General features: G+C 71.6%; 24 protein-coding genes and 1 pseudogene. 5 read left to right on the forward strand and 20 right to left on the reverse strand.

Going from position 1 to position 26,050, the window contains the following annotated elements; genetic code table 11:
* Positions 1-55: 55 nt before the first annotated feature.
* The 3 genes from ICW72_RS12440 to ICW72_RS12450 are packed head-to-tail and all read left to right on the forward strand — an operon-like array spanning position 56 to position 6,731.
* Positions 56-3,364, forward strand: coding sequence for a transglutaminase family protein (locus ICW72_RS12440; RefSeq protein WP_191082998.1), 3,309 nt, complete (start codon positions 56-58; stop codon positions 3,362-3,364).
* Positions 3,357-5,819, forward strand: a complete 2,463-nt coding sequence (locus ICW72_RS21080; protein ID WP_191082999.1) for a circularly permuted type 2 ATP-grasp protein — start codon at positions 3,357-3,359, stop codon at positions 5,817-5,819. The genes ICW72_RS12440 and ICW72_RS21080 overlap by 8 nt, the downstream gene beginning before the upstream one ends.
* Before the next feature lie 33 nt (positions 5,820-5,852).
* A complete protein-coding gene (locus ICW72_RS12450) occupies positions 5,853-6,731 on the forward strand; it encodes a transglutaminase family protein (RefSeq protein ID WP_191083000.1) in 879 nt (292 codons plus the stop codon).
* Here the strand turns inward: ICW72_RS12450 and copM are convergent, their stop codons facing one another.
* The 7 genes from copM to rutA all read right to left on the reverse strand — a co-directional run bounded on the left by copM (position 6,732) and on the right by rutA (position 12,896).
* Positions 6,732-7,121, reverse strand: a complete 390-nt coding sequence (gene copM, locus ICW72_RS12455) for a CopM family metallochaperone (RefSeq protein ID WP_191083001.1) — start codon at positions 7,119-7,121, stop codon at positions 6,732-6,734.
* Positions 7,122-7,191: 70 nt separating this feature from the next.
* On the reverse strand, positions 7,192-7,848 hold the full coding sequence (locus tag ICW72_RS12460) for an isochorismatase family protein (RefSeq protein ID WP_223880563.1): 657 nt from the start codon (positions 7,846-7,848) through the stop codon (positions 7,192-7,194).
* Between the two features lie 26 nt (positions 7,849-7,874).
* Positions 7,875-9,029 (reverse strand): ABC transporter substrate-binding protein, encoded by a 1,155-nt coding sequence (locus tag ICW72_RS12465; protein WP_191083003.1) that lies wholly within the window; start codon positions 9,027-9,029, stop codon positions 7,875-7,877.
* A 27-nt stretch (positions 9,030-9,056) separates the two neighbouring features.
* Positions 9,057-9,854, reverse strand: coding sequence for an ABC transporter permease (locus ICW72_RS12470; RefSeq protein WP_223880564.1), 798 nt, complete (start codon positions 9,852-9,854; stop codon positions 9,057-9,059).
* Positions 9,855-9,883: 29 nt separating this feature from the next.
* Entirely contained in the window at positions 9,884-10,747 is an 864-nt protein-coding gene (locus ICW72_RS12475) for an ABC transporter permease (RefSeq protein WP_191083005.1), read from the reverse strand.
* On the reverse strand, positions 10,744-11,817 hold the full coding sequence (locus ICW72_RS12480) for an ABC transporter ATP-binding protein (protein ID WP_191083006.1): 1,074 nt from the start codon (positions 11,815-11,817) through the stop codon (positions 10,744-10,746). Before ICW72_RS12480 ends, ICW72_RS12475 begins: the two co-directional genes overlap by 4 nt.
* The gene (gene rutA, locus ICW72_RS12485; RefSeq protein WP_191083007.1) at positions 11,814-12,896 is read right to left on the reverse strand and encodes a pyrimidine utilization protein A; all 1,083 of its coding nucleotides are present in this window, start codon (positions 12,894-12,896) and stop codon (positions 11,814-11,816) included. Before rutA ends, ICW72_RS12480 begins: the two co-directional genes overlap by 4 nt.
* Positions 12,897-13,245: 349 nt before the next feature.
* On the opposite strand from rutA, the gene ICW72_RS12490 reads away from it, so the two are divergent.
* Entirely contained in the window at positions 13,246-14,103 is an 858-nt protein-coding gene (locus ICW72_RS12490; protein ID WP_191083008.1) for an endonuclease/exonuclease/phosphatase family protein, read from the forward strand.
* Positions 14,104-14,119: 16 nt separating this feature from the next.
* Complete coding sequence (locus tag ICW72_RS12495; protein WP_191083009.1) at positions 14,120-15,526, forward strand: phospholipase D family protein; 1,407 nt, start codon at positions 14,120-14,122, stop codon at positions 15,524-15,526.
* A 7-nt stretch (positions 15,527-15,533) separates the two neighbouring features.
* Here ICW72_RS12495 and ICW72_RS12500 read toward each other — a convergent pair whose 3' ends face one another.
* From ICW72_RS12500 to hisB, 13 genes and pseudogenes are all read right to left on the reverse strand, one after another.
* The gene (locus tag ICW72_RS12500; protein ID WP_191083010.1) at positions 15,534-18,002 is read right to left on the reverse strand and encodes a hybrid sensor histidine kinase/response regulator; all 2,469 of its coding nucleotides are present in this window, start codon (positions 18,000-18,002) and stop codon (positions 15,534-15,536) included.
* Positions 18,002-18,814: a substrate-binding periplasmic protein gene (locus ICW72_RS12505; protein ID WP_191083011.1), complete on the reverse strand. Its 813-nt coding sequence runs from the start codon at positions 18,812-18,814 to the stop codon at positions 18,002-18,004. Before ICW72_RS12505 ends, ICW72_RS12500 begins: the two co-directional genes overlap by 1 nt.
* A 36-nt stretch (positions 18,815-18,850) precedes the next feature.
* Positions 18,851-19,402 carry a DUF5943 domain-containing protein gene (locus ICW72_RS12510; protein ID WP_191083012.1) on the reverse strand — a complete coding sequence of 184 codons (552 nt, stop codon included), beginning with the start codon at positions 19,400-19,402 and terminating at the stop codon, positions 18,851-18,853.
* A gap of 10 nt (positions 19,403-19,412) precedes the next feature.
* Positions 19,413-20,264, reverse strand: a complete 852-nt coding sequence (locus ICW72_RS12515) for a SirB1 family protein (RefSeq protein ID WP_191083013.1) — start codon at positions 20,262-20,264, stop codon at positions 19,413-19,415.
* A 27-nt stretch (positions 20,265-20,291) separates the two neighbouring features.
* Positions 20,292-20,665 (reverse strand): annotated as a pseudogene (locus ICW72_RS12520) (histidine triad nucleotide-binding protein).
* Between the two features lie 13 nt (positions 20,666-20,678).
* Positions 20,679-21,629 carry a DUF2332 domain-containing protein gene (locus ICW72_RS12525; RefSeq protein ID WP_191083014.1) on the reverse strand — a complete coding sequence of 317 codons (951 nt, stop codon included), beginning with the start codon at positions 21,627-21,629 and terminating at the stop codon, positions 20,679-20,681.
* Positions 21,626-22,159 carry a phosphoribosyl-ATP diphosphatase gene (locus ICW72_RS12530; RefSeq protein WP_191083015.1) on the reverse strand — a complete coding sequence of 178 codons (534 nt, stop codon included), beginning with the start codon at positions 22,157-22,159 and terminating at the stop codon, positions 21,626-21,628. The genes ICW72_RS12525 and ICW72_RS12530 overlap by 4 nt, the downstream gene beginning before the upstream one ends.
* On the reverse strand, positions 22,159-22,929 hold the full coding sequence (hisF, locus tag ICW72_RS12535) for an imidazole glycerol phosphate synthase subunit HisF (RefSeq protein ID WP_191083016.1): 771 nt from the start codon (positions 22,927-22,929) through the stop codon (positions 22,159-22,161). The genes ICW72_RS12530 and hisF overlap by 1 nt, the downstream gene beginning before the upstream one ends.
* A 102-nt stretch (positions 22,930-23,031) precedes the next feature.
* On the reverse strand, positions 23,032-23,769 hold the full coding sequence (gene hisA, locus ICW72_RS12540; RefSeq protein WP_191083017.1) for a 1-(5-phosphoribosyl)-5-[(5-phosphoribosylamino)methylideneamino]imidazole-4-carboxamide isomerase: 738 nt from the start codon (positions 23,767-23,769) through the stop codon (positions 23,032-23,034).
* Positions 23,766-24,338 (reverse strand): GNAT family N-acetyltransferase, encoded by a 573-nt coding sequence (locus ICW72_RS12545; protein WP_223880565.1) that lies wholly within the window; start codon positions 24,336-24,338, stop codon positions 23,766-23,768. Before ICW72_RS12545 ends, hisA begins: the two co-directional genes overlap by 4 nt.
* Entirely contained in the window at positions 24,335-24,982 is a 648-nt protein-coding gene (gene hisH / locus ICW72_RS12550) for an imidazole glycerol phosphate synthase subunit HisH (RefSeq protein ID WP_191083018.1), read from the reverse strand. The genes ICW72_RS12545 and hisH overlap by 4 nt, the downstream gene beginning before the upstream one ends.
* Positions 24,979-25,386: a DUF2628 domain-containing protein gene (locus ICW72_RS12555; RefSeq protein WP_191083019.1), complete on the reverse strand. Its 408-nt coding sequence runs from the start codon at positions 25,384-25,386 to the stop codon at positions 24,979-24,981. The genes hisH and ICW72_RS12555 overlap by 4 nt, the downstream gene beginning before the upstream one ends.
* Positions 25,386-25,997, reverse strand: a complete 612-nt coding sequence (hisB, locus tag ICW72_RS12560; protein ID WP_191083020.1) for an imidazoleglycerol-phosphate dehydratase HisB — start codon at positions 25,995-25,997, stop codon at positions 25,386-25,388. Before hisB ends, ICW72_RS12555 begins: the two co-directional genes overlap by 1 nt.
* Positions 25,998-26,050: the final 53 nt, after the last annotated feature.

A 26,050-nucleotide genomic window follows, 5' to 3' on the forward strand; every position in this document is an offset into this window, starting at 1 on the left:
TTTCGTCCCGCCCAAAGGCGCCTATAACCTCGGGCAATCACAGATCGGGCTGCCCATGTCCATCCACGCCGCGCTGACCCACCGCACCACCTACCGCTATGACCGCCCGGTGATGCTGGGCCCGCAGGTGATCCGGCTGCGGCCGGCACCGCATGCGCGCACGCCCATCCTGTCCTACTCGCTGAAGGTCGAGCCCAAGCCCCACTTCATCAACTGGCAGCAGGACCCGCAGGGGAATTTCCAGGCGCGCGTGGTCTTCCCCGGGCGCGTGACGCATTTCGACGTGACGGTGGACCTCGTGGCCGACATGGCCACCATCAACCCTTTCGACTTCTTCCTGGAGCCGGAGGCCGAGCACTGGCCCTTCGCCTACGACCCGGTGCTGGACCAGGAACTCGCCCCCTTCCGCCGCGCCGCGGCGCCCGGGCCGCGCCTGAAATCCCTGCTGGCCGACATCCCGCGCGAGCGGCAGCGCAGCGTGGACCTGCTGCTGGACCTGAACCGCCGCGTGCAGGAACGCATCGCCTATATCGTGCGGCTGGAGCCGGGCGTGTGGGACCCAGAGCGCACGCTGGAAGAAGGAAGGGGCTCCTGCCGCGACAGCGCCTGGCTGTTCGTGCAGGCGGCGCGGCATCTCGGTTTCGCGGCGCGTTTCTGCTCGGGCTACCTCATCCAGCTTGTCGCCGATGTGAAGCCGCTGGACGGGCCGGAAGGCCCCAGCGCCGACTTCACCGATCTGCACGCCTGGGCGGAAGTCTACCTGCCCGGCGCGGGCTGGGTGGGCTTCGACGCCACCTCCGGCCTGCTGGCGGGCGAGGGCCATATCCCGCTTGCCTCCACGCCGGAACCGGCCTCGGCCGCGCCCATCTCGGGCGGCGTCGAAAAGGCGGAGGTGGAGTTCGGCTTCGAGATGAAGGTGACCCGCGTGCGCGAGACGCCCCGCGTCACCAAGCCCTACACGCCCCAGCAATGGCAGGCGATCCAGCAGGCCGGGCAGCGCGTGGACGCGGCGCTGAAGCGCCACGACGTGCGCCTGACCATGGGCGGCGAGCCCACCTTCGTCGCCGCCACCGACCGCGAGGCCGCGGAGTGGAACACCGATGCGCTCGGCCCCACCAAGCGCGCCTATGCCGGGCGGCTGCTGCGGCGGCTGGCCCCGCTCTGGGCGCCCGGGGCGGTGCTGCACTATGGCCAAGGCAAGCAGTATCCGGGCGAGCCCTTGCCGCGCTTCGCGCTGGAATGCATCTGGCGGCCGGATGGCGAGGCGGTGTGGCGCGACGCCGCCCTGCTGGCCTCCGACGACGACAAGGACGACGCCACGGCGCTGGACGCCATCCGCTTCGCCAAGCAGCTGGCCGAGCGCCTGCAGGTGGACCCCGCGCTGGCCGTGCCGGCACATGAGGACATCCACTACTACCTCTGGAAGGAAGCGCGCCTCCCCGCGAATGTGGTGGCCGAGGACAGCAAGCTCGCGGACCCGCTGGAACGCGCGCGCATGCGCCGCCTGTTCACCCAGGGCCTCGCGGAACCCGCCGGCGCGGTGCTGCCGCTGCGCCGCGTGGTACGGGCGGGCCAGCGGCGCTGGCAGTCGGGCCGCTGGTTCTTCCGCGAGGATACGCTGTTCCTCACGCCCGGCGACGCACCCATGGGGCTGCGCCTGCCGCTGGCCTCGCTGCCCTGGATCGACCCCAAGGCCGCGGCGCTGGAGGCCGAGAGCCCGCCCGACCCCTTCGCGGAGAAGCCGCCTTTGCCGCTGCGGGACCAGCTGCGTGCCAGCGTCGCACGGGAGGGCCGGATCGAGGGCTTCCGCCCGCAGCCCCAGCCGGCGCCGGAAGTCGGCATGGACGACCCCGCCCAGGTCCGCACCGCGCTCTGCGTCGAGGCGCGGGGCGGGATGCTGCACGTCTTCCTGCCGCCGCTCTTCGCCGCCGAGGACTGGCTGGAACTGGTCGCCGCCATCGAGGACACTTCCGCCGACGCCAGGCGCAAGCTGTTCCTGGAAGGCTACCTGCCGCCCTCCGACGACCGGCTGAACCACTTCTCCGTGACGCCGGACCCGGGCGTGATCGAGGTGAACATCCACCCCGCGCATTCCTGGGCGGAGATGACCGAGCGCACCACGCAACTCTACGAGGAAGCGCGGCAGGTCGGGCTGGCCACGGAAAAATTCATGCTGGATGGCCGCCATGTCGGCACCGGCGGTGGCAACCATGTGGTGATGGGCGGCACCACCGTCGCCGACAGCCCCTTCCTGCGCCGGCCGGACCTGCTGCGCAGCCTCGTCTCCTTCTGGCACAACCACCCTTCGCTGAGCTTCCTGTTCAGCGGCCTCTTCATCGGCCCCACCAGCCAGCACCCGCGCGTGGACGAGGCGCGGATGGACGCGCTGCGCGAGATGGAGATCGCCTTCCGCGAACTCGACCGCGCCGGCCCCAACCCGCCCCCCTGGATGACGGACCGCCTCTTCCGCAACCTGCTGGCGGACATGACGGGCAACACCCACCGCACCGAGTTCTGCATCGACAAGATGTATGACCCGAACCACAGCGGCGGCCGCCGCGGCCTGGTCGAGTTCCGCGCCTTCGAGATGCCGCCCCATGCCGAGATGAGCATGGCGCAGATGCTGCTGATGCGCGCGGCGCTGGCCGCCTTCTGGGAGAAGCCCTATCGCCGCAGCCTCGTGCGCTGGGGCACCGCGCTGCATGACCGCTTCATGCTGCCCGAATACGCCGTGGCGGATTTCAAGGGCGCGCTGGAGGAACTCTCGCAGATCGGCACGCCGCTCGACCCGTCCTGGTTCGCGCCGCATATCGAGTTCCGCTTCCCCAAGATCGGCGGCACACAGGTGGCCGGCATGGAGGTGGAGCTGCGCCACGCCCTCGAACCCTGGCATGTGCTGGGCGAGGAGGCGGCGGCCGGCGGCACCGTGCGCTATGTGGACAGCAGCGCCGAGCGCGTGCAGGCGCGCGTCACCAACTGGGTGCCCGAACGCTTCGTGCTGGCCGCCAACGGCGTGGCCGTGCCCCTGATGGCGACGGAACGCGCGGGCGAATACGTGGCCGGCATCCGCTTCAAGGCCTGGGACCCGCCCTCGGCCCTGCACCCCACCATCCGCGCCCAGGGCCCGCTGGTGCTGGACGTGTATGACCGCTGGACGGGCCGCTCGCTGGGCGGGCTGACGCACCAGGTGGTGCACCCCGGCGGCGTCGCCTATGCGGATTTCCCGGTGAACGCGAACTCCGCCGAGGCGCGGCGCCGCGCGCGCTTCTACCCCATCGGTCACACCCCCGGCCTGATGGCCGAACCCGTCGCCGCCCCCAGCCTGGAACACCCCTGCACGCTGGATTTGCGCGCCCATGCCTGAAACGCCCTGGCCCGCCGCCCTGTTCGAGGACGGGCCGGATGAGATGGTCTCGGGCCAGGGCGAGATCCGCGCCCATTGGCGCGGGGTGGTGGGCGTCATCGGCAGCCTGGGCCGCCCCGCGGTGGCCGAGCGCGGCCAGCGCCTGACGCGCGCCATGCTGGAAGAAGGGGTGGCTTCCATCCTCCCCGGCGCGGCGGGCGGCGGCGCCTGGCGGCTCGACCCCGTGCCGCTGCCGCTGGAACCCCGCGAATTCGAGGCGCTGGCCGAGGGCATCGCCCAGCGCGCCCGGCTGCTGGATGCGGTGCTGGCCGACCTCTACGGCGCGCAGGAGACGCTGGCGGCCGGGCTGCTGCCCGCGCCGCTGGTCTTCGGCAGCCCCGCCTTCCTCCGCGCCGCGCGCCGGGGGATGAGCGCCCCGCACCGCCCGCTGCTGCACCTCTACGCCGTGGACCTGCTGCGCGGCGCGGACGGGCGCTGGGCGGTGCTGCAGGACCGCACGGGCACCGCCTCCGGCCTGGGGCAATTGCTGGAGAACCGGCGCCTGCTGGGCGCCGCCATGCCCGAGGCCATGCGGACCCTGCTGCCCCGCGCCATCACCCCCTTCTTCGACCTGTGGCAGGAGGCGCTGTCGCGCCTCGCGCCCCGCCACAAGCCGGACCCCGCGGTGGCCCTGCTCTCGCCCGGCACCAGCGACGCGCATTGGTTCGAGCATGTGGTGCTCTCGCGCGAGCTGGGCTGCGCCCTGGTCGAACCCGGCGACCTGACGGTGCGCGGCGGCGCGCTCTACCTCAAGACGCTGGTGGGTTTGCAGCCGGTGGATGTGGTGCTGAGCCGGCTGAACGCCGCGGGCCTGGACCCGCTCGACCAGCCCGATTCCCACGCGGCGGCCGGCGTGCCGGGCATTCTGGACGCCGCCCGCCACGGCGCGCTGACGCTGCTGAACGCCCCCGGCGCGGCCCTGGCCGAGATGCCCGCTTTGCCCGCCTTCCTGCCCGCCCTCAGCGAACGCCTGCTGGGCGAGGAGTTGCGCCTGCCCTCCCTCCCCACCCATTGGCTGCGCGCGGACGCGGCCCCGCCGCCCCTGCCCCCCGGCCACGCCGCCTGGGCCTTCCGCCCCGCCGGTGATGGGCTGGCGCCCGAATCCTGGTCCCCCGCCCCCGGCACGCCCCAGGCCGCCATCGCCCTGCCGCCTTTGCCCGTGGCCCCGGCGCTGGAGGAGGGCAAGCTGAACCCCGTGCCCCTGGTGCTGCGGATGTTCGCCATCTCCGACGGGGTGAACTGGCAGGTGCTGCCGGGCGGCCTCGCCCGCCATGTCAGCCCCGGCACGCGGCTGACCGGCCGCCTGCCCGGCGCGGGCTGGTGCAAGGATGTCTGGGTGCCGGCCGACCCGGGCGAGGCCATCATCGGCCCCGCCGCGCAATCCGCCCCGCCGCTCGCCATCCGACGCACCCCGGCGGCCATCCCCTCGCGCGTGGCGGACAACCTCTTCTGGCTGGGCCGCTATGTGGAGCGGCTGGACCGTGGCGCGCGGCTGCTGCGCGCCACCATCGCGCGGCTGCGGCGCGGCGGGCTGTCGCCGCGCGAATTGGCGGAACTCTCGGCGCTGACCCTCTGCCTGCGCGAGGCCGCGCTGGTGGATGACGAGGCCCGCGTCTCCGCCGGCAGCCTGACGCCGCTGGCCGAGGCGCTGATGCGCGGCGCGCGGCCCGGCCTGCGCGACCTGCACCGCCGCATCGGCGGGCTGATCGAGGCGGTGCGCGACCGGCTGACGGCGGACATGCACGCCACCTTCACCCAGACCCTGCGCGCGGCGGAGGAGGCGCTGGCCACCCCCCTGCCGGACCTCCAGGATCTGGGCCGCGCGCTCATCCCCTCGCTGCGCTTCGCCAATGCGGTGGCCGGCGTGGCGGCCGAGAACATGGTGCGCGGCGGCGCGCGGCTCTTCCTGGAACTCGGGCGCCGCATGGAACGCGCCCAGGCCGTGGCGGGCGAGGTGGCGGTGGCGCTGGACGGCCCCCCCGCGCGCATCGAGGCCGGGCTGCGCCTGGTGCTGGAACTGTGTGATTCCGTCATCACCTACCGCAGCCGCTACCTCGGCGTGCTGCAACCCGCGCCCGCGCTGGACCTGGTGCTGGCCGACGGCGCCAACCCGCGCGGCCTCGCCTTCCAGCTCCAGGCCATCGCGGACGCGTTGGGCGAGGTCTCGGCCGACCCGGAGGACCCCGGCGCGGCCGAGGCCGAACGCCTGCTCGCCATCGCGGAGGACATCACCCCCCGCCTGCTGGCCGCCCGCGACCAGGCGCAGGAGGCCGCGCTGCTGCCGCCGGAACTCCGCCAGATCGCGCAGGACCTGGCCACGCTGTCCGACGTGGTCTCGCGCCGCTACTTCGCGCTGCTGCCGCCCGCCCGCGCGGTGGGGGTGGACATGGGTGAGGCGGCGGTGATCGAGGCCTGACGCCGGCCCCCAACCTGCGATAGGGTCCGGCGGATGATCTACTCGTTGCGCCACCGCACGGCCTACACCTACGCCCAGCCGGTGGACCTGGCCGCGCACCTGCTGCACCTGAAGCCGCGCGCCCTGCCCGGCCAGAAGGTGATCTCGGCGCGGCTGACCTGCCTGCCCGCGCCCGACCACCACACCGAGACGCACGACCATTTCGGCAATCCGGCCACGCGCCTCTTCCTGGCCGCCCCCCACACCAGCTTCGAGGTGGAGGCGGAGAGCCTGGTGGATGTCTGCTTCCCCCCACCGCCCCCGCCCGAGGCGACGCCGCCCTGGGAGACGGTCGCCGCCGCGGCCGAGGGCGTGGAGACCGCCGATTTCCTGCCGCCCACGCGGCTGATCCCGCCGCTGTCCGCCGCCACGGACTATGCACGCCCCTCCTTCCCGCCCGGCCGGGCGGTGCTGGCGGGGCTGCTCGACCTCAACGCCCGCATCCGGCGCGACTTCACCTTCCAGGCGGGTGTCACCAGCGTCACCACGCCCATCGCGGAGGTGATGCGCACGCGCCGCGGCGTCTGCCAGGACTTCACGCAGGTGATGCTGGCGGGGATGCGGGGCCTCGGCCTGCCGGGGCGATATGTGTCGGGCTACATCCGCACGCGGCCACCGCCGGGCCAGGCGCGGCGGCGCGGGGCCGACCAGAGCCATGCCTGGGTCTCGGCCTGGATAGGCGCGGGGCAGGGCTGGCTGGGGCTCGACCCCACCAACGGCATCGTGGTGCGGGACGAGCATGTGGTGCTCGCCTGGGGGCGCGACTTCGCCGATGTCTCGCCCCTGCGCGGCGTGCTGCTGGGCGGCGGCGAGCACCGCCTGACCGTCAGCGTGGACCTCGAATCGCTGGAGGATGCGTTGCCCGCGCGGTGATCAGCGCGGCAGGCGCTGGAGGATGGCGCGCATCTGCGCGATCTCGCGCTCCTGCTCGCGGATCACGTCCTGGGCCAGGGCGCGCACCTCGGCGTCGCGCCCGTGTTCCAGCACGATGCGCGCCATGGCGATGGCCCCCTCATGGTGCGGGATCATGCCCGCCACGAAGTCGCGGTCAGCGTCGCCGGTGTAGGTGATGTCCATGGCCGCATGCATGCGGGCATTGGCTTCCATGAAGGCGCGCGTGGCGGCATTGGCGGGCGGGGCAGCGGCCTGGTGATGGGCGTGGCCGCCATGCCCGCCACCGCCTTGCGCCAGCACATAGCCGAGCACGCCGCCGGCGCCGACCAGCATCAGGGCGGCGAGAAGAAGGGGGATGGCGCGGCGCATATGAATTCTCCCGTGGCGGTGTTCGCCAAGGGTTGCGGCGTGCCCCTGTGGGAAGGTCAAGCGCGGTGTTTCAGCGGGCCTCCATGCCCGACAGGCCCTGCACCACATCGCCCACCGGCAGCACATCCGCGTATTTCACCGCCATGTCGTAGAGGTTCGCGAAATGCGGGCTTTCGTGCCGGTCGGCCACGCATTCCTCCGGCACCACCATGCGGTAGCCGCAGGACAAACCCTCCACCACCGTCGCCCGCACGCAGCCGGAGGTGGAACCGCCGGTGACGATGACCGTGTCCACACCATGGAAGGTCAGCAGCGAACGCAGGTTCGTCTCGAAGAAGGCCGAGGCCATGCGCTTCTTGATGACGATGTCCTGGCCGGAGATGTGCAGGCGCGGGTCGAACTGCGCGCGCGCTGAGCCTTCCTTGATGTTCTGCAGGCTGTCCGGCGTATTGGTGCGCGTGCCCCAGACGCCGCAATCCTCGCCGCTTTCGACATAGGCGACATAGGTCCAGACCACGGGGAAACGCTTCTCGCGGCACAGGGCGGCGAGGGTGTTGATGTGCTCGCACTGAAGCGGGTCGGTCTCATAGGCCGTGGCGGGGAAGGCGGCGACATCGGTGTAGGCGCGCTGCGGGTCCACGTTCACCAGGGCCGCGCGGCGCCCGAAGCCGAAGCGCGCGCGCGGCGGCGCCGATTTCAGCGCGGCGTAGAGCTGCCGCGCGGTCATGTCGCTTTCCTGCATCTGTGCTCCGTTCAGGCCGCGAGGAACTCGTTCCACTTCTCGGTGTAGTAGCCCATGTTGTCGGGCCGCGTGTTCCACACATAGACCTTGCGCGCGCGGTCCTCCAGCGAGCCGCCGTCACGGTCCACGCCGTCATAGACCGCGCGCTTCGTCGCCTCGTCCAGATAGGGGCCATAGGTGTCGGTGGTGGAGAAGTAGCCGATCTCCGACTGCCGCGCGCCGGGGAAGCCCGCCATCCAGAAATTCAGCCATTCATAGGCGAGGTCCAGGTCCCGGCAGTTGGACGAAATCGCATAGCCCTGGCACCAGGCGCGATAGCCCTCCTTCGCCACCGCATAGCGCATCGGCACGCCGCGCCGCGCCACCTCCACCGCCACCGGCCACCAGGCATCCGCGATCCAGACCTCCTCCGAGGTCATGAGGTTCACCAGCTCCCCATAGGCACGCCACAGCGCGCGGAAATGCCCCTCGCGCTTCTTTTCCTTCAGGTAGGCGATGACGGTGTCCACCTCGGCATTGGTCAGGTTGGTGGGGTTGGTCGTGGCCGGCAGCAGGCCCAGCGCCTGCATGCCGAGTGCGGCGTCCAGCATGCCCAGCCAGTCAATGCCGAACAGCGCCACGCGGCCGCGATAGCGCGGGTTGAACAGCTCGCCCCAGGAGAGGGTGTTGTTCTCCGCCTGCACATGGCGCGAATTGTAGCCGATGCTGTCCATCTGGAAGAACATCGGCGCGAAGATGGTGCGCGTCTTTTCCGGGTTCAGCCACATCATCCGGCCGGGATTGGCGCCCAGGCCGAGCGGGCTGTCCGGCGTCGCTTGGCCTTCCGCGAAGAGCGGATGCAGCCGGTTCCAATGCGTCAGCCGCGTCACGTCAATGGGCTGCGTCAGCCCCTCGTCATGCGCGTATTTGGAGAAGGGCGCGTCCAGCGTGGCCAAATCCACCTGCGCGGTGCGGATGCGGTCCGCACGCGCGAGGGTGGAGGCATTCACCCAGGGCCGCGGCGTCACATTCGTGCGGCGGACCCATTCGCGCAGGATGGGCTCACGGATGTCGAAGCTGGCGCCGGCCAAGCTGATGGTGCGGGCCTGCGCCATGGCCGTGGGCGGAAGGATGAGGGCCGGTGCGGCGACACCGGCGCCGAGCAGGGTGCGGCGGGAAATCGTCATGCTGCGTCAGTCCCCTTGGTTGGAGTGTCACGAACCGGGCCGCGCCGTCCGGCGCAGCGAAACCAGGATCAAGGTGCAAGCCAGGATCGCGACCAGGGAGAGCAGCGTGGTCGCGGTGCCGATGGCGTAGAGCTCCGGCGTGAGTTCCCGGTCGAGCTGCGCCATGACGGCCAGCGGCAGCGTCATGTCCGCGCCCGAGGTGAACATTGTCCGCGGAAACTCGTCATAGGAGAGGGTGAAGCCGAACAGCGCCGCGCCGATGACGCCCGGCAGCACGATGGGCAGGGTGATGCGCCGGAAGGTGGTGAGGCGGTTGGCGCCAAGCGTGAGTGCGGCCTCCTCCAACCTGCTGTCGAAGCGGTTGAAGATGGCCAGCATCACCAGGAAGCCGAAGGGCAGCGTCCAGCTCACCTGCACGAAGAAGGCGGTGGTGTTCCAGGCGGGCTCGATGCCCAGCAGCCGGCCCATGATGGCCACGCCGAAGCCCACCAGCAGCCCCGGCGCCATGATGCCCAGCAGCAGCAGATAGAAGAACAGATTGTGCCCGCGAAACCGGCCGCGCATGGCCTGGGCCGAGGCCACCGCCAGCACGCAGGTCACGACCGAGCACGCCGCCGCCAGCATCACCGACCGGCCGAAGGGCGGCTTGAAGTCGTTCATGATGGAGGCCTCGATCAGCTCCCGGTACCAGTGCAGCGAGACGCCGTTCATCGGGAAGGTCGTGCCCCCCGTCGGCCCGCTGAAGGAGAGCAGGCCCAGCGTGAACACCGGCAGCCATTGATAGAGCAGGAAGCCCACCGTCAGCGTGCCCAGCAGCCAGGTCATCAGGCGGGAACGGGTGCGCCAATGCATCGTCACGTCCCCAGCTTGCGGATGTCCACGACGCGCATGGCGATGAAGGTGCCGACCAGCATGCAGGCCATCAGCACCACCGAGACCACGGCGGCGGCGCGCAGCTGCGCGCCCTCGTAGAAGTTCAGGATGAGGTTGGGCAGCAGCGCGATCTTGTTGCCGCCGATCCATTGCACGGTCGCGAAATCCGCCATCACGGAGAGGAACACCAGCACCTGCCCGATGACGACGCCGGGCAGCGTCAGCGGGAAGATGACGCGGCGGAACACCACGCCGGGCGGCGCCTTCAGCGTCATCGCCGCCTCGCGCAGCGAGGGCGGGATCTGCGCCAGCATGTAGACCACGGGCCCCGACGCCATCAGCGTGTAGAGCGACACCTGCGCCATCGAGATACCGGTCCGCGAGTAGAGAAAAATCTCGATGGGCCGTTCGGTGATGCCGAGCCCCATCAGCGCCTGGTTGATGACGCCGTTCACGCCCAGGAAAGGCACCCAGGCGATGGCGCGGATCAGCGCGCTGGTCCAGAACGGAATGATGAAGGCCAGGAACAGCGCCGTGCGCCAGGCGCGGCTCTGCACCTTCATCACCAGGAAATAGGCGATGCCGTAGCCCAGCACGCCCGTGATCGCCATCAGCATCAGCGTGTGCAGGAAGGTGTTCGCGATCAGCCCGCGATAGGAGGCATTGGCGAAGAAGCGTTCGTAGTTGGCGAAGGTGATGGGGTTGCCCGGCCCGAACGCCGTGCCGCCCCAGAGCGACACCCACAGAATCAGCACGGCCGGCATCACCACCGCGCCGAACATCCACAAGCCGGCCGGCAGCGCCAGCAGATAGGCGGGGAGCGAACGTGGTCGGATCGTGCTCATCCGTGCAGCACGCCGGCTTCGGTGGGCCAGCCGATTTCGGCGGCGCCGTCGGGCATGGAGAAGGCGGGTTCGGCGCCGAACTGGTCCAGCTTCATCACCTCGCCATCGGGCCGTTCCAGGATGTAGCGGCGGACGGAGCCGAAATACTCCACCGTGCGGCAGGCGGTGGGCAGGCGGTTGGGCCAATCGCCGGGCGGGGCCGGCCGCAGCCGTTCCGCGCGCACCGAGAAGGACGCCGCCTGCCCCGGTTGCGGCGACAGCCCGCGCAGCGGCACCACGAAGCGGCCGGCGGCGGTGCCGATCGCGGCCTCCTCGCCGCGCACATCCTCCACCTTCCCGTGGAAGACGTTGTTGCCCTGCACGAAGCCCGCCACGAAGGGCGTGCGCGGGCGCTGGAGAATCTCCTCCGGCGTGCCCTGCTGCTCGATCTTCGCGTGGTTCATCACCACCACCAGGTCACCCAGCGAGAAGGCCTCGTTCTGGTCATGCGTGACCCAGATGAAGGAGATGCCGGTGCGCCGTTGCAGCGTCTTCAGCTCGATCATCACCGTCTCGCGCAGCGAGTAGTCCAGCGCGCCGATGGGCTCGTCCAGCAGCAGCAGCCGCGGCTCGGTGATCATGGCGCGCGCGAGTGCGACACGCTGCCGCTGCCCGCCCGAGAGGCTGCCGGGCTTGCGGTTCGCGAAGCGGTCAATCTCGAAGGCCTTCAGCACCTCGGCCACGCGCTTGTCGCGCTTCAGCGCCGGCCATTTGCGCATCTCCAGGCCGAAGCCGACCTGCTTCTCCACCGTCATGTGCGGGAAGAGCGCGAAATCCTGGAACATCATCGCGATGTCGCGTTCCCAGGGCGGGTCATTCGTGACGTTCTTGCCGCCGATGAGGATGTCGCCCTCATCGGGCTCCTCCAACCCGGCCACGCAGCGCAGCGTGGTGGTCTTGCCGCAGCCCGAGGGGCCGAGCAGGCAGACGAACTGCCCCTTGCCGACGCGCAGCGAGACATCATCCACCGCGGTGAAGCCGCCATATTTTTTCCGGAGCGCGACGATCTCCAGATCGTGCACCACCTTCACGCCGCCTTCGCCAGCCTGTCCGCCCGGCATTTCATCAGCGGCTGGATGCGCGTGCCGAACTGCTCCATGCCGATCAGGTAGTCGTCGAAGGTCAGCATCACGCCGCGCAGGCCGGGCGTCTCGCTCAATTCGTCGAGCTGCCGCGCGATGGTCTCGTAGGAGCCGATCAGGCGCAGCATGTTCGTCGGCACGCGGTCGGAGGTGACCATGCGGCCCACGGTGGAATGCGCCTCCGCCTTCACATCAGCAGCCGCCTGGCTGTCGCGCCAGGCGAGCGCTTCCAGATCCGTGCCCTCGACATAGCGGTGCCACTTGGCCATCGCCGCCTCATCCGTCTCGTCGGCGATGATCATCATCAGCAGCACCGCCTTGCAGTCGGCCCCGGCGGCGGCATTGGCGGCCAGCAGGCGTTCCGTGTGCGGCCGCACCTTGGACACGTCGTTGATGCCGCCCGCGCTGATGAAGTTCATCTCGGCATATTCGGCCGCGAACTGCATGCCCCGGTTGGACTGCCCGGCCGAAATGATGTCCAGCTTGCCGCCCTTGGGCCGCGGGCTGACGCGGCAATCGGTCATCTGGAAGAAATCGCCCTTGAAGTCGGAGCGGCCGGTGGCCCAGAGGTCGCGCAGCACCTGCACATATTCGCCACAATAGTCGTAGCGGCGGGCGAAATGCGCCTCGCCGGGCCAGATGCCCATCTGCTCGTATTCGGCCTTCTGCCAGCCGGAGACGATGTTCACCCCGAAGCGCCCGGGCGCGATGGCATCAACGGTCACGGCCATGCGCGCCAGCAGCGCGGGCGGCACGGTCAGCACGGCCACGGAGGCGAACAGCTTCACCCGCGTGGTGATGGAGGCCAGGCCCGCCATCAGCGTGAAGCTTTCGAGGTTGTGGTCCCAGTATTCCGACTTCCCGCCGAAGCCGCGCAGCTTGATCATGGAGAGGGCGAATTCGAAGCCGTATTTCTCCGCCATGAGCGTCACGTCGCGGTTGAGCTCGAAACTCGGCATGTATTGCGGCGAAGTGGTCGAGATCAGCCAGCCATTGTTGCCGATGGGAAGGAAGACGCCGATGTCCATGAAGCGGGGGTCCTCGCGCTGCGTGGCGAAAGGCTAGGCAGCGCGGTGCAGCCCAATCAACGGGCATTTTGCCCGCCATCGCTGGATTCACAGCGCTCATCGAAGCTGATTGCACATAAAATCAGCCATTCGCGCACGGGCGCCGCCGAAATGCGCGCCCAGAACGTGTCGGCTGCGTCATGTTTCCAGTGGGCGCGCCCTGCCCCAGGGCGGCCCTTCGCGCCGCCTTAACCTTCCGCCAACCCGGGCAAGGCACGCTTTGTCGCTTGGCAGCGGGGCCGGCGCATCCCATCTTGCGGTGGGGCGTTGAAGCCTCGGATACCTATCGGGAATTGTCGAAACGCCCCCCATGACGCTCCTTCCCTTCCGGCCCCTGGCGGGCACGCCCGGCATCCGCCGCGTCGCGCGCCGTGTCCGCCGCCTGGTCCGTGACTTCCGCGACCGGCCCGACGCACCGCGCGCCTATGCCGCCGCGGAAGGGGAATTGCGCGTCGCCTCCTGGAACCTGCACAAATGCGTGGGCACGGACGGCAAGTTCGACCCGCACCGCTCCATCTCCGTCATCGCCGAGATGGGCGCGGACCTCGTGGCCCTGCAGGAGGCCGACAAGCGCTTCGGCCGCCGCACCGGCCTGCTCGACCTCGCGGCGCTGGAGCGTGAGGCCGGCCTCGTCCCCCTCGACATCTCGGAACTGCCGGATGGCCATGGCTGGCACGGCAATGCGCTGCTGGTGCGGCCTGGCATGCAGGCCCGCATCCGCCGCCTGCGCCTGCCAGGTGCGGAGCCGCGGGGCGCGGTCATCGCGGAACTCGACCTGCCGATGGGCCCGCTGCGCGTGGTCGGCGCGCATCTCGGCCTGTTGCTGCACAGCCGGCAGCGCCAGGCCATCGCCATCCTGGACGCCATCGCCGAGGGCGACCCCATGCCCACCCTGCTGCTGGGCGACCTGAATGAATGGCGGCCCGGCGCGAAATCCTCGCTGCGGATGCTGGAGCCCTTCTTCGGCCCCACCCCCAAGGCACCGCCGAGTTTCCCCGCCCGGCTGCCCGTGCTGGCGCTGGACCGCATCCTGGGCTGGCCGCAGGGCCTGGTCACCGATGTGGTGACGCATGACAGCCCGCGCGCGCGCGTGGCCTCCGACCATCTGCCGCTGACGGCGCGGGTGCGCCTGGGCGAGGGCGCGCAGGCCCTGCTCCGCGCGGCCTGAGCCGCGGGTCATTGCCATGGCCCAGGACGGGCCCCTCACCACCGATGGCGTGGCCCTGCTGCCCGACGCCGCCACCGCCTTCCACATCCGCGCCGACAGCGCCCGCGCGGCGCGCCACACGCTGGACCTGCAATACTACATGTGGCGCGGCGATGTGACGGGACAGCTGCTCGCCGCCGAGACCCTCGCCGCGGCCGATCGCGGCGTGGTGGTGCGGCTGCTGCTGGATGATGTCTACGCGCTGGGGCGGGAGCGTGTGCTGGGCGCGCTGGACGCGCACCCCAACATCGCCGTGCGGCTGTTCAACGCGACGCGCTGGCGCCGCTTCGGGCGCCTCGGGCTGCTGCTGGAGATGGCCTTTGGCGGCTGGCACCTGAACCGCCGCATGCACAACAAGAACTGGATCATGGACGGGCGGCTGGCCATCGTGGGCGGCCGCAACATCGGCGACGAGTATTTCGACCAGGTGGAGGAAGGCGCGGTCGCCTTCCGCGACCTCGACATCGCCATCATGGGCGAGGCGGCGTCCCAGGCCACGGCCGTGTTCAACCGATACTGGAACAGCAACCTCTCCCGCCCCGCCGCCAAGGTCACCACAACCGCCGCCCTGCCCCGCAGCCTGCCGGCCCTGCGGCGCGAACTCGCGCGGGCGCGCGCGCGGCATGAGGCCGCCACCCCGCTCGTGCCGCCGGCCAACGCCATGCCGCGCTGGCTGGACCTGACGGAGGTGGAGGCCCGCTGCATCCAGGTCGTCTCCGACCCGCCCGACAAGGCGCGGCGGGGGCTGCGCGCGCGCAAGCGGGCGCGCGCGGCCGGCGGCATCGCGGCCGAGATCGCGGATGCGCTGCGCGTGGCGCGGGAGGAGGCGCTGCTCATCTCCCCCTATTTCGTGCCCGGCCGCGCGGGCCTCGCCTTGCTGCGGGATTTGCGCGCGCGTGGCGTGCGCGTCTCGGTCGTGACCAATTCGCTCGCCGCGACGGATGTGGTGGCCGTCCATGGCGGCTACGCGAAGTATCGCCGCGCCCTGCTCGATGCCGGGGTGACGCTGTTCGAACTCAAGCCCACGCCCAGCGAGGAACGCGCATCGCTGCTCGGCTCGCGCGGGGCCTCACTGCACACCAAGGCCTTCGTGGTGGATGGAGTGCTGGCCTTCGTCGGCTCCTTCAACCTCGACCCGCGCTCGGCCGCGCTGAACACCGAGATGGGCGCCTTCGTGCGCCACCGCGGCGTGGCCAGCGAGGTGGCGGCGGAACATGCGCGCCTCGCCCAATCCAGCCGGAGCTGGCAGGTGGTGTGGGAAGAGGGCCGGCTGGGCTGGCGCGAGAATGACGGCAGGCTGTGGCGGCGCGAGCCCATGGCGGGCTTCTGGCGCCGCGCCACCGCCGCCGTGGTGCGTCGCCTGCCGGTGGAGGAGCAGCTGTAGAGTCCCGTCAAACTCCAAGCAGCTTCAGCAGCGCCGCGCGGTCGGGGGGCTTGGTCATGTAGGCGGTCATGCCCGCCTCCTCGCATTGGCGCGCATATTCCGGGCCCACCGCGGCCGTCAGGCCGATAATGGTCACCGCGGCATTGGGCCCTTCCCCGGCGCGGATGGCGCGGGTGGCGGCCAGCCCGTCCATCTCGGGCATCTGCATGTCCATGATGATGGCGTCGAAGCGGCTCAGCGCGGCCTGGCGCACGGCGGCATGGCCATCCGCCGCCACCTCCACGCTGACGCCCGCCGCTTCCAGGATGCGGCTCATCACGAACTGGTTCACCGGGTTGTCCTCGGCCAGCAGCACCCGCAGCGCCCGCCCGGGCGGCGGGACGGCGGGGGCCTGGGGTGCCGCCGCGGCTTCGCGCCGGAAGGCCTGGGCCAGCGCCTCGCGCAGCCGCGCGGGCAAGGCGGGCTTCAGCAGGACGGATTGGAACAGGCCCGGCGGCGAGGGCGGGGCGCCGGGCTCCGCCTGGCCGAAGCGGATCAGGGGCGTGCCCTCGCCCAGCGCCGCGCGCAGGCACTGGGCCGGCGTGACCTCCTCCGGGCCGGCGCCCAGGATCACGAGGTCGAAACCCTTGCCGCCGGATGCCAGCCCCTGCTCCACCGTCGTCGCCGTCACCGCCACCAGCCCCAGCGTCTCCAGCTGCTGCGCCAGCGCCTGGCGCTGCACCGCCGACGTCTCGATCACCAGCGCGCGCCGCCCCGCCAGCTGGCAGGGCGGCGCCTCGCCCGGCAGCACGGTCAGGTCCAGCAGCAGGCGGAACACGCTGCCCCCGCCGGGGCGCGGCGCCGCCTCGATGGTGCCGCCCAGCAGCTCCGCCAGGCGCTGCGAGATGGCCAGCCCAAGCCCCGTGCCGCCATAGCGCCGGCGGATGGAGGCATCGGCCTGGCTGAAGCGGTCGAACAGGGCCGGGATGCGCGCGGGGTCTATGCCGATGCCCGTGTCGCTGACGGTGCAGACCAAATGGCAGCGGTTCCCCGGCAGCGGCGTGGCGGCGATGGCGAGGCGGACCCACCCGGTCTCGGTGAACTTCACCGCATTGCCCACCAGGTTGAACAGGATCTGCCGGAAGCGCGCCGGGTCGCCCTGCACGCGGTCGGGCAGGCCGGGGGCGGGCAGGCAGACCAGCTCCACCCCCTTGGCGGCGGCGGGGGCGGCGAAGAGTTCCACGATGACGCCCAGCTGCTCCTCCAGCCGGAAGGGCACGGATTCCGGCGTGGCGGCCCCGGCCTCCAGCTTCGAGAAGTCCAGGATGTCGTTCAGCAGCGTGAGCAGATGCGCGGCGGAACCGTTGATGGTCTCGGCATAGCGGCGCTGCATGGGCGAGAGCGGCGTCTCCATCATCAGCTCCGACAGGCCGATGACGCCGGAGACGGGCGTGCGGATCTCGTGGCTCATGGAGGCCAGGAATTCCTGCTTGGCCTCGCTCGCCGCCCGCGCCGCGCGCTCGCTTTCCGCGAGGCGCCTTCCCTGGCGCCACAGCACCAGCACCGCCGTGAGCGCCAGCAGCGTGACGGCGGCGATGGCGCCCAGGAAGACCATGTCCTGCTCGCGCACGCCGGCCAGCGCCACCTCGCGAAGCTGCGCCACCTCCACCACAAGGGGAAGCTGGGGCGTCACCGCGAAGCCGGCGGAGACTTCGGCGCCGAAGCCGTCGGGTCCGGTGTGGGTGCCCACCTCGCGCCGCGGCAGGAAGCGGGCGAAGGGCCAGGCGGCGGGGTGGGCCTCGCCGATGCCGGACAGGGTGGCGTCGCCATTCCCCGGGCGCCTTGCGTCGCCACGCGCCACCATCACCCCCTCGAAGGTGTAGAGGCGGATGAGGACGTTCAGCGCCTCGGCCTGGCGCAGCGCCAGCGCGGTCACGTATTCGGCATTGAGCAGCGCCACCGCCGCGCCGGCGAAGCGCCCCTCGGCATCGCGCAGGGAGATGGCCACGGGCAGGGTCCAGCGCGCCGGCCAGGGCGGCGCCGTGCCGTCCAGCAGCCGCCCCGGCTCCGGCGGGGCGAGGAAGAGCAGGGTGCCCGGCCGCGCCCACAGCTCCTGGAACCAGGCGCGGCCGCCGAGCTCGTGGCCCAGCAGGGCCGCCACATTGGCCTCGGTGACGCGTCCCTCGGCATCGGTCACCAGCAGGGCGCGCATCTGCGGCATGTCGCGCGCCAATTCGCCCATGCTGGGGGAGAGGCGCTGCGGCCCCCCGCCATTGTGGCGCGCCATGATGTCGGCCAGCAGGATTTCCGCGGGCTCGACGGTGCGCGCCATCTGGTCGGCGATGCTGAGGGCCAGCGCCTGGGTCAGCCGCTCGGCCTCCTGGGTGGCGCGCTGGGTGCCGCGATGGCTTTGCAGCAGGAAGACCAGCAGCAGCGCGGCCGCCAGGGCCAGACCAAGCCCCAGCAGCACCGCGAAGGGCCGGGCGCGCGGCGGCATCAGGGTCGGATCAGGATCGGTGTCAGGTCATGTCGCGCGGCGGCGGCGGCCAATGTGCCATCGGCCCGGATGGCGGCGAGGAAGGCGTTCACCTCGGCCCGCCAGGCGGGCTGGCCCTGGGGCAGGGCCCAGCCATAGCGCGTCTCGCCGAAGCGGCCGGGCGGGTCGATCACCTTCGCCCAGGCATGGGCGGCGAGGGTGCGGCGCGTGTAGGGAAAGTCGCTCATGAAGACGTCGGCGCGGCCGGACTGCACCTCGGCCTCACGCGTGCGGGGCGGCGGGACCACCAGCAGCGTGGCGTGGCGCAACGTCTCGCGCATCACGGGCTCCATCACCGTGCCGGCGGCGACGGCGACCACATGGCCGGGACGGTCAATGTCGGCCCAGGCGCGGATGGCCGGATGGGTGCTGGTCGTGACGGCGTAGATGGGGCTGGCGAGGTAGGGCGCGCTGAAATCCACCCGCTGCGCGCGGGCCTCGGTGATGCCCACCGCCATCATGGCGATGTCGCACTGGCCCCCTTCGATCCGGTCCATGAAGGCCGCGAAGCTGGTCTCCACGAAGCGCGCCTGGACGCCGAGCCGCGCGGCCAGCGCGCGCGCCATGTCAATGTCGAGCCCCTCCAGCGCCCCGGTGCGCGGGTTCCGCCAGGAGATGGCGAAATATTCCGGCCAGATGCAGACATCGAGGGAACCCCGCGCGCGGATCTCCGCGAGACGGTCGGCGGGCTGAGCCGCGGCGGGAAGGGCGGCGACGAGCATGAGCAGCAGAAAACCCAGCGCGACGCGGCCAATGGAGAGGATAGGGGCCATGGCGTCGCAATCTCCGACATCCGGGTTACAGAAAACTTATCCGATCGGCGGCCCCTCCGCCATCGCCGCGAGGCGCAGTTCGAACCGGCAGAGCGAGGCGCCGGCGGCCATGCATTCCACCTCCTCGCAGACCGGCTCCCCCGCCACGCCCGCCGCCTCCAGCACATGGCGCATGCCGCCCGCGAAGCTGCCGGTGAAGATGTGGCAGACGGCGCGGCCCGTCTCCGGCCCATAGCCCAGCGCGAAGGCGGAGTGGCGGACGAGGAGGGTGCCCGTGCCCGCCGCCACGTCCAGCGCCGCCAGCTCCACCTGGCCGAAGCCGCGCTGGGACATGCGGCGGATGTAGTGGCGCAGCACCTCCTCCCCACCCAGCCCCTGTTCGGCGGCCTGGTGGCGGCACCACTGCACGGCCGACCTCTCGCTGGAGCGATAGAGCATGTCGCGCACCGCCGCCTCGCCCATCGCCTCCTCCATGCCGCGCTGCATGTTCACCAGGAACAGGCGGGGCGTGTAGACCATGGGCAGGCCATCGGTGCGCCAGATGCCCGTTTCCGCCTCCACGTCGATCTGCACTTCCGGGGCGGGCATGGCGGGCCTTTCAGTTCAGGCGGTTGCGGAGTTCCTCGACCAGGCCACGGATGCGGCTCGCGGCCTCGCCCTCCGGTTCCAGTTCCAGCGAACGGTCCAAACTGGCCAGCGCGGCGCCGATGCGGTCCAGCCGCTGCTCCATCAGCCCCGCCTCGCGCCAGAGTGCCGCGTGGTCGGGGGCGATGCGCAGCATGTCCCGCGTGCAGGTGAGCGCGGCCTCCAGATCCCCCGCGCGCAGGCGGCGCAGCTTGATGTTGTTCTGCAAACGCAGCAGCACGGCCCGGCGCGTCATGGGCACAACGAGGCCGGGCCGCAGCTCGGCCTTGGGGCCTTCCACCGCCTTGATCAGCCCGCGCAGCTCCGGCGCCCCCAGCGCCACGCCGCCGCCAAACACATCCAGCAGGGCGGGCCCGCGGGCGCTGCCCAGCGCCACCAGGAAATGGCCCGGGAAGTCCACCCCATGCGCGGCCCAGCCCGCCGCATCGGCCACATGCAGCCACAGGATGCCCAGCGCCACGGGCAGGCCGCGCCGGCGTTCCAGCACATGGATCAGGTTGGCGTTGCGGGGGTCGTCATAGGTGGCGGTATCGCCCGCGAAGCCCCAGTCGGTGTGCAGCAGCCGGGCCAGCGTGGCGCGGCGCGCCTCCACATCGCCGGCATCGGCGCGCGCATCGGCGGTGGCGGCCTCCACCGCCTGGCGCGCCAGGTCGGACAGCAGGCCGCCGGCCGCGCGCCAATCGGCATCGGGCGCGTCAATGCGCGCGAATTGCAGCGCGGCGGCGCCGATGTCGATCTCATCGTCCGGAAGCTGGCCGACCGCGTCCAGCGCGGCGCGGGCCTCCTGCTCAGGGTTGCCACTCATGGGCCCAGCATAGACCGGGCGGGGGTGTCAGCCCAGCATCCGCCCGAGCGGCTTGCCGGCGAAGAGATGCACATGGAAATGCGGCACTTCCTGCCCCGCGTCATGGCCCACATTGGCCAGCAGGCGGTAGCCGGGTTCCTCGAGGTTCAGATCCTTGGCCACCTTCGCCACGGCGCGCCAGAAGCCCGCGATCTCGGCCTCCGGCGCCGTCGCGTGGAAATCGGCGGCGCTGACATAGGCGCCCTTCGGGATCACCAGCACATGCAGCGGGGCCTGGGGGGCGATGTCGTGGAAGGCGAGGGCGAATTCATCCTCGTGCACCCGCTTGCAGGGCAGTTCGCCCCGCAGGATGCGGGCGAAGATGTTCTGCGGGTCATAGGGGGCAGGCCGGAGACGGGCATGGCGGGCTCTCCTTCAGGACGGGTCGGGGAAGACCTCCATGGCAGCCCCGTGCGGGTCGGTCCAGGCCCGGGGCACGCCATTCACCGCCAGCAGGAAGCGCCCCGCGGCGGGCGGGGGCCCGGGCGGCGCGAGGCCGGGCAGCACGCCCGGCGCCTCATTGGCGATCCAGACATCGCAGAGGCCGCCCACCTCGCGCATGAAGGCGGCGCGGTCGGCGGGGTCCGGCAGATAGGCCAGCACGGCGGTGTGGAAGATGACGCGGGTGGTGCCGGCGGGGGCCTCGGCGGCCAGCGCCGCCAGGTCCCGCCGCAGGTCGCCCGCCACCAGCCGGGGCGGGTCCGCGGCCGCCAACGCCAGCGCGGCGTCCAGCCTTTCGGCCCGGCCCCGCTGCTCTGGCCAGACCAGCGTCCGCAGCCAGGCGGCATCCTCGGGCGAGGCGGGGTCGAGCGGGTTGAGGTCGAGCCCCGCGCGCCAGGCGATGCGCGGCAGCGCCACGGGCGGCGCCATGCCGCGCAGCGCGCAGGGCAGCACCGGCGGCCCCTCGCCCAGCCGCGCCCCGCCATAATCGTAGCCATAGCGGTCCGGCAGCAGGCAGAGCCCGGCCGAGGCCCCCACCTCGATCAGCGCGAGCGGCTGCGGCAAGGCGGCCAGGAAGGGCAGCAGCACCGCGCAGCGCCCCGGTTCGTTCGTCTGGGTGGTGCGGGCCAGCATCGCGGCCCGCAGCGGGCCGGGTGCCGCCAGCAGCGCGGCGCGGAAGGCGTCGAAGCCCGTGGGCACGCCATGCAGGTGACGGAAGGCGGCGAAGAGCAGGTTGGGCTGGCGCCGCGGCTCCGGCAGGGCATCGAGGAAGGCCAGTATGTCCGCGTCGCCGGCCACGCCCAGCGCCAGCGCCTCATAGAGCGGCGAGCGCCCGGCCGCCTCGTCCGTGGCGAAGCGGCGGTAGCGCGCCGCCGTCCCGCTCACGGCAGCTTGGTGGTCTGCGCGATGGCCAGCAGCGCCTTGGGCCGCGGCCGCGACGCCTTCTCGACGATGCCCGAGATGCCCTCGCGCCGGCGCAGCTCGGTCCAGACCTCGTCGGGGCGGATGCCGGCATCCACCAGCAGCAGCATGAGGTGGTAGAGCAGATCCGCGCTCTCGCTCACGATGGCGGAATTGTTGTGGGCCACGGCCTCGATGACCAGCTCCACCGCCTCCTCGCCCAGCTTCTGCGCCACCTTGGGCGTGCCGCGCGCCAGCAGCCGGGCGGAGTGGGACAGCGTGCTGTCGCCCGAGACGCGGCGGCTCTCGATGGTGGCCCAGAGCCGGTCCAGCACCCGCGCATCGCCATCCTCGGGCGGGGTGTAGGTGACCAGATGCGCGCGCTCCGCCGCCAGCACCGCCTTGGACAGGCGGGTCTTCTTGGCCGGCACATCCTTGGGCAGGGGCAGCTTCGCCTTGGGCTTCGCCTTTGCCTTCACCTTGGGCGCGGCCTTGGGCTTCACGGATTTCGCCATCACGCCATCTCCCGCAGGCGGCGCACGGGCCAGCCCGCGGCCTCCAGCGCATCCTTCGCTTCGTGGATCTTGTAGACGCCATCATGGAAGACGCTGGCGGCCAGCAGGCCGGTGGCCCCCGCCGCCGCACCTTCCGCGAAATGGCTTAACGAACCCACACCGCCCGAGGCCACCACCGGCACCCGCACCCGCGACGTGACCTGGCGCAGCAATTCCACGTCGAAACCCTGCTTGGTGCCGTCGCGGTCCATGGAGGTGAGAAGGATTTCGCCCGCCCCCAGGCTCGCCATGCGCTCGGCCCAGGAAACGGCGTCAATGCCCGTCTCGCGCCGGCCGCCATGGGTAAAGACCTCCCAGCGGCCCTCCGCCACGCGCTTCGCATCCACCGCCACCACGATGCACTGGCTGCCGAAGGCCTCGGCGGCGCGGCGCACCAGCTCGGGCTCGCTCACGGCGGCGGAGTTGATGCTGGCCTTGTCCGCGCCGGCCAGCAGCAGGCGGCGGATGTCCTCCACGCTGCGGACGCCGCCGCCCACGGTGAGGGGAATGAACACCTCGGCCGCCGTGCGCGAGACCACGTCCAGCATGGTGTCGCGGTTCTCATGCGTGGCGCCGATGTCGAGGAAGGTGACCTCGTCCGCCCCCTGCGCGTCATAGGCGCGGGCCTGCTCGACGGGATCACCCGCGTCGCGCAGCGAGACGAAGTTCACGCCCTTCACGACGCGGCCTTCCTTGACGTCCAGGCAGGGGATGATGCGGAGCGCGAGCACTGTGGATGAATGTCCCGGTCATCCAGGGCGCCGGATCACCCTGGGGCGAGGTGAATGTTTTCTTTTCGGCCCCCGGTCAAGCGATGGTTTCAGGCGGTGGGCTTACGCCGCCGCCAGCTCGAGCGCCGGCCCCGCCTCGATCCGCCCCTCATAGAGCGAACGGCCCAGGATGGCGCCCGCGATGCCATCCTCCTCCGCCGCCTTCAGCGCCCGCACATCCTCGATGGAGGCCACGCCGCCCGAGGCGATGACGGGCGTCTCCAGCGCCCGCGCCAGCGCCCGCGTGGCGTCGAGGTTCACGCCCGAGAGCATGCCGTCCCGGTCAATGTCGGTGTAGATGATGGCCGCCGCCCCGGCATCCTCCAGGTGCAGCGCCAGGTCGCGCGCGGAGAGGGTGCTGGTCTCGGCCCAGCCCTCGGTCGCCACCATGCCGCCGCGCGCATCAATGCCCACCGCGACGCGCCCCGGGAAGGCGCGGCAGGCCTCGCGCACCAAAGCGGGGTTCTTCACCGCGACCGAGCCCAGGATCACGCGCGTGACGCCACCGGCCAGCCAGGCCTCGATGGTGGGCATGTTGCGGATGCCGCCGCCGAGCTGCACCGGCATGCCGGGCGCGGCGGCCAGGATGCGCGCCACCGCCTCGGCATTGGCGGGCTTGCCGGCGAAGGCGCCGTCCAGGTCCACCACATGCAGCCAGCGGAAGCCCTGCTCGGCAAAGGCGCGGGCCTGCACGCCGGGGTCGGCGGCATAGACGGTGGCCTCGTTCATGTCGCCGCGCTTCAGGCGCACCACCTCGCCGCCCTTGAGGTCAATGGCCGGGTAGAGGGTGAAGCTGCTCATGCGATATGTCCCAGCGCGGCCGCGGTGCTGCGCCCGCCCGGCACTTCGAGGATGCGATAGTAGTAGTAGCCCGGAATGGTCTGCCCATGGGCCCGCGCATAGGCCGGGTGGGTGCCCCAGCGCGTGTAGCCCAGCCCCTCGAACAGCGCGATGGCGCTTTCCTGCGTGGCCCGCACATCGAGGTTGATGACGCGCAGCCCGAGCGTCGCCGCCCGCTGCTCCACCCGCCGCACCAGCATCCGCGCCAGGCCGAAGCCGCGTGCATAGGGGGCGATGAAGGCATGGGCCAGTTGCGCGGTGAAGGCCTGGGCCTCGTTGTGCCGCGGCGGGCGGATGAGCTGGGCGCTGCCCACCACCTCGCCATCCAGTCGCGCGATGAAGAATTCGCGGTCCGGGATGAGCAGGATGCCGCCGAAATGGCGTTCAAGGGAGGACCGGCTCTGCGCCTCCAGCCAGCCGAAGCCGCCGCCATCCACGATGGCCGCGTTGGTGGCGTCGCAGAGGTCCGCCATGTCGTGCGGCTCCAGCACCTCCACCCGCTCGACGCTCATTTCCCGCACGGCGCTCATGGCGACCAGCGCAGGAAGTTGGAGAGCATGCGCAGCCCCACCGGGCCGCTCTTTTCCACGTGGAATTGCGTGCCCACGATGTTGTCGCGGCCGAGGATGGCCGGCACCGGCCCGCCATAGTCGGTGGTGGCGAGAAGCTGCGCCGGCGCGGCACCCTGCCAGGCGTAGGAGTGCACGAAATAGGCGCGGTCGCCGGGCTCGATGCCCTCTAGGAAGGGATGGATGCCGGGCGTGAAGTCCAGACCGTTCCAGCCCATCTGCGGCAGGGGCAGCGGGGCGCCATCGGGGGCGCGCGGGTCCATCGCCGCCACCTCGCCCGGCAGCCAGGCGAGGCCGGGGGTGGTGCCGTGCTCCAGCCCGCGTTCGGCCAGCAATTGCAGCCCCACGCAGACGCCCAGGAAGGGCGTACCGCGCCGCAGCACATGTTCGTAGAGGGCCGAGACCATGCCCTCCAGCGCGTCCAGCCCCGCGCGGCAGGCGGCGAAGGCGCCCTGGCCGGGCAGGACGATGGCATCCGCCCCGCGCAGCGCCGCGGCCTCGCGCACCAGCACCACCTGCATGGGGGCATCGGCCGCGCGTTCCAGCGCCCGCCGCACCGAGGCGAGGTTGCCCGAGCCCGGATCAATCAGCGCCACGGTCTTCATGCGGCCTCCCCGGCGAAAAGCCGCGCCAGGCGCGGTTCGGCATGGATCAGGCGGAAGGTCGCCGTTTCCTCATCCGCCCCGGCCACGACATGCACAAGCTTCCAGCCGCGCCGCGCCAGCGTCCAGCGCCGCGCATCCTGCCCGTGCAGGCAGAGCGCCATGTGCAACGCCGCCGCCACGGCGATGTCCCAGGGCGCGGGCAGCAGCGAGGTGCCCAGCAGCAGGGCGAGCGAGGCCAGCCCCAGCGCCCAGCAGCCATGCCGCAGCAGCCAGAGCGGGCCGAAAATCAAGGCCCAGAAGGACCAGCCCTCGCGCAGCAGCACGGGCGCGCGGCCCGGCTTCGCGGTGCTGGGGACGGAGCCGGCGGCCGCGCCGGGCGGAAGGTGGACGGTCCAGACGCGCATCACCCCTCCAGCGAGCCCTTGGTGGAAGGAATGGCGCCCGGCGCGCGCGGGTCCGTCTCGACCGCCATGCGAAGGGCGCGGGCGAAGGCCTTGAAGCAGGCCTCGGCCACATGGTGGGCGTTGGTGCCGGCCTTCTGGGTGATGTGGACGGTGAGGCCCGCATTCATCACCAGGGCGCGGAAGAACTCCTCGAAGAGTTCCGTGTCCATGGCGCCCACCTTGTCGCGGGCGAAGGTGACGCTCCAGGCGAGGTAGGGGCGGCCCGAGATATCAATGGCGCATTCGGCCAGCGCCTCGTCCATCGGCACCAGGGCATGGCCGAAGCGGCGGATGCCGCGCTTGTCGCCCAGCGCCTGGCGGATGGCCTGGCCGAGGACGATGCCGCAATCCTCGGTGGTGTGGTGGAAATCAATGTGCAGGTCGCCATCGGCCTGCAGCGCCAGGTCCAGCAGGCCATGGCGCGTCAGCGCCACCAGCATGTGGTCGAGGAAGCCCACGCCGGTGGCGATCTCGGCCTGCCCCTGCCCGTCCAGCACGAGGGTGGCGCGGATGTCGGTCTCGGAGGTGCGGCGGGCGATCTCGGCGCGGCGCGGGGCGGAGGTGGCGTCCATGGCCGCCCGTGTAATCCCGCCGGCCCCGGAAGGCCAGCGGTGCATGGTGCCCG

The organism is Roseococcus microcysteis (assembly GCF_014764365.1).
GTDB lineage: Bacteria > Pseudomonadota > Alphaproteobacteria > Acetobacterales > Acetobacteraceae > Roseococcus > Roseococcus microcysteis.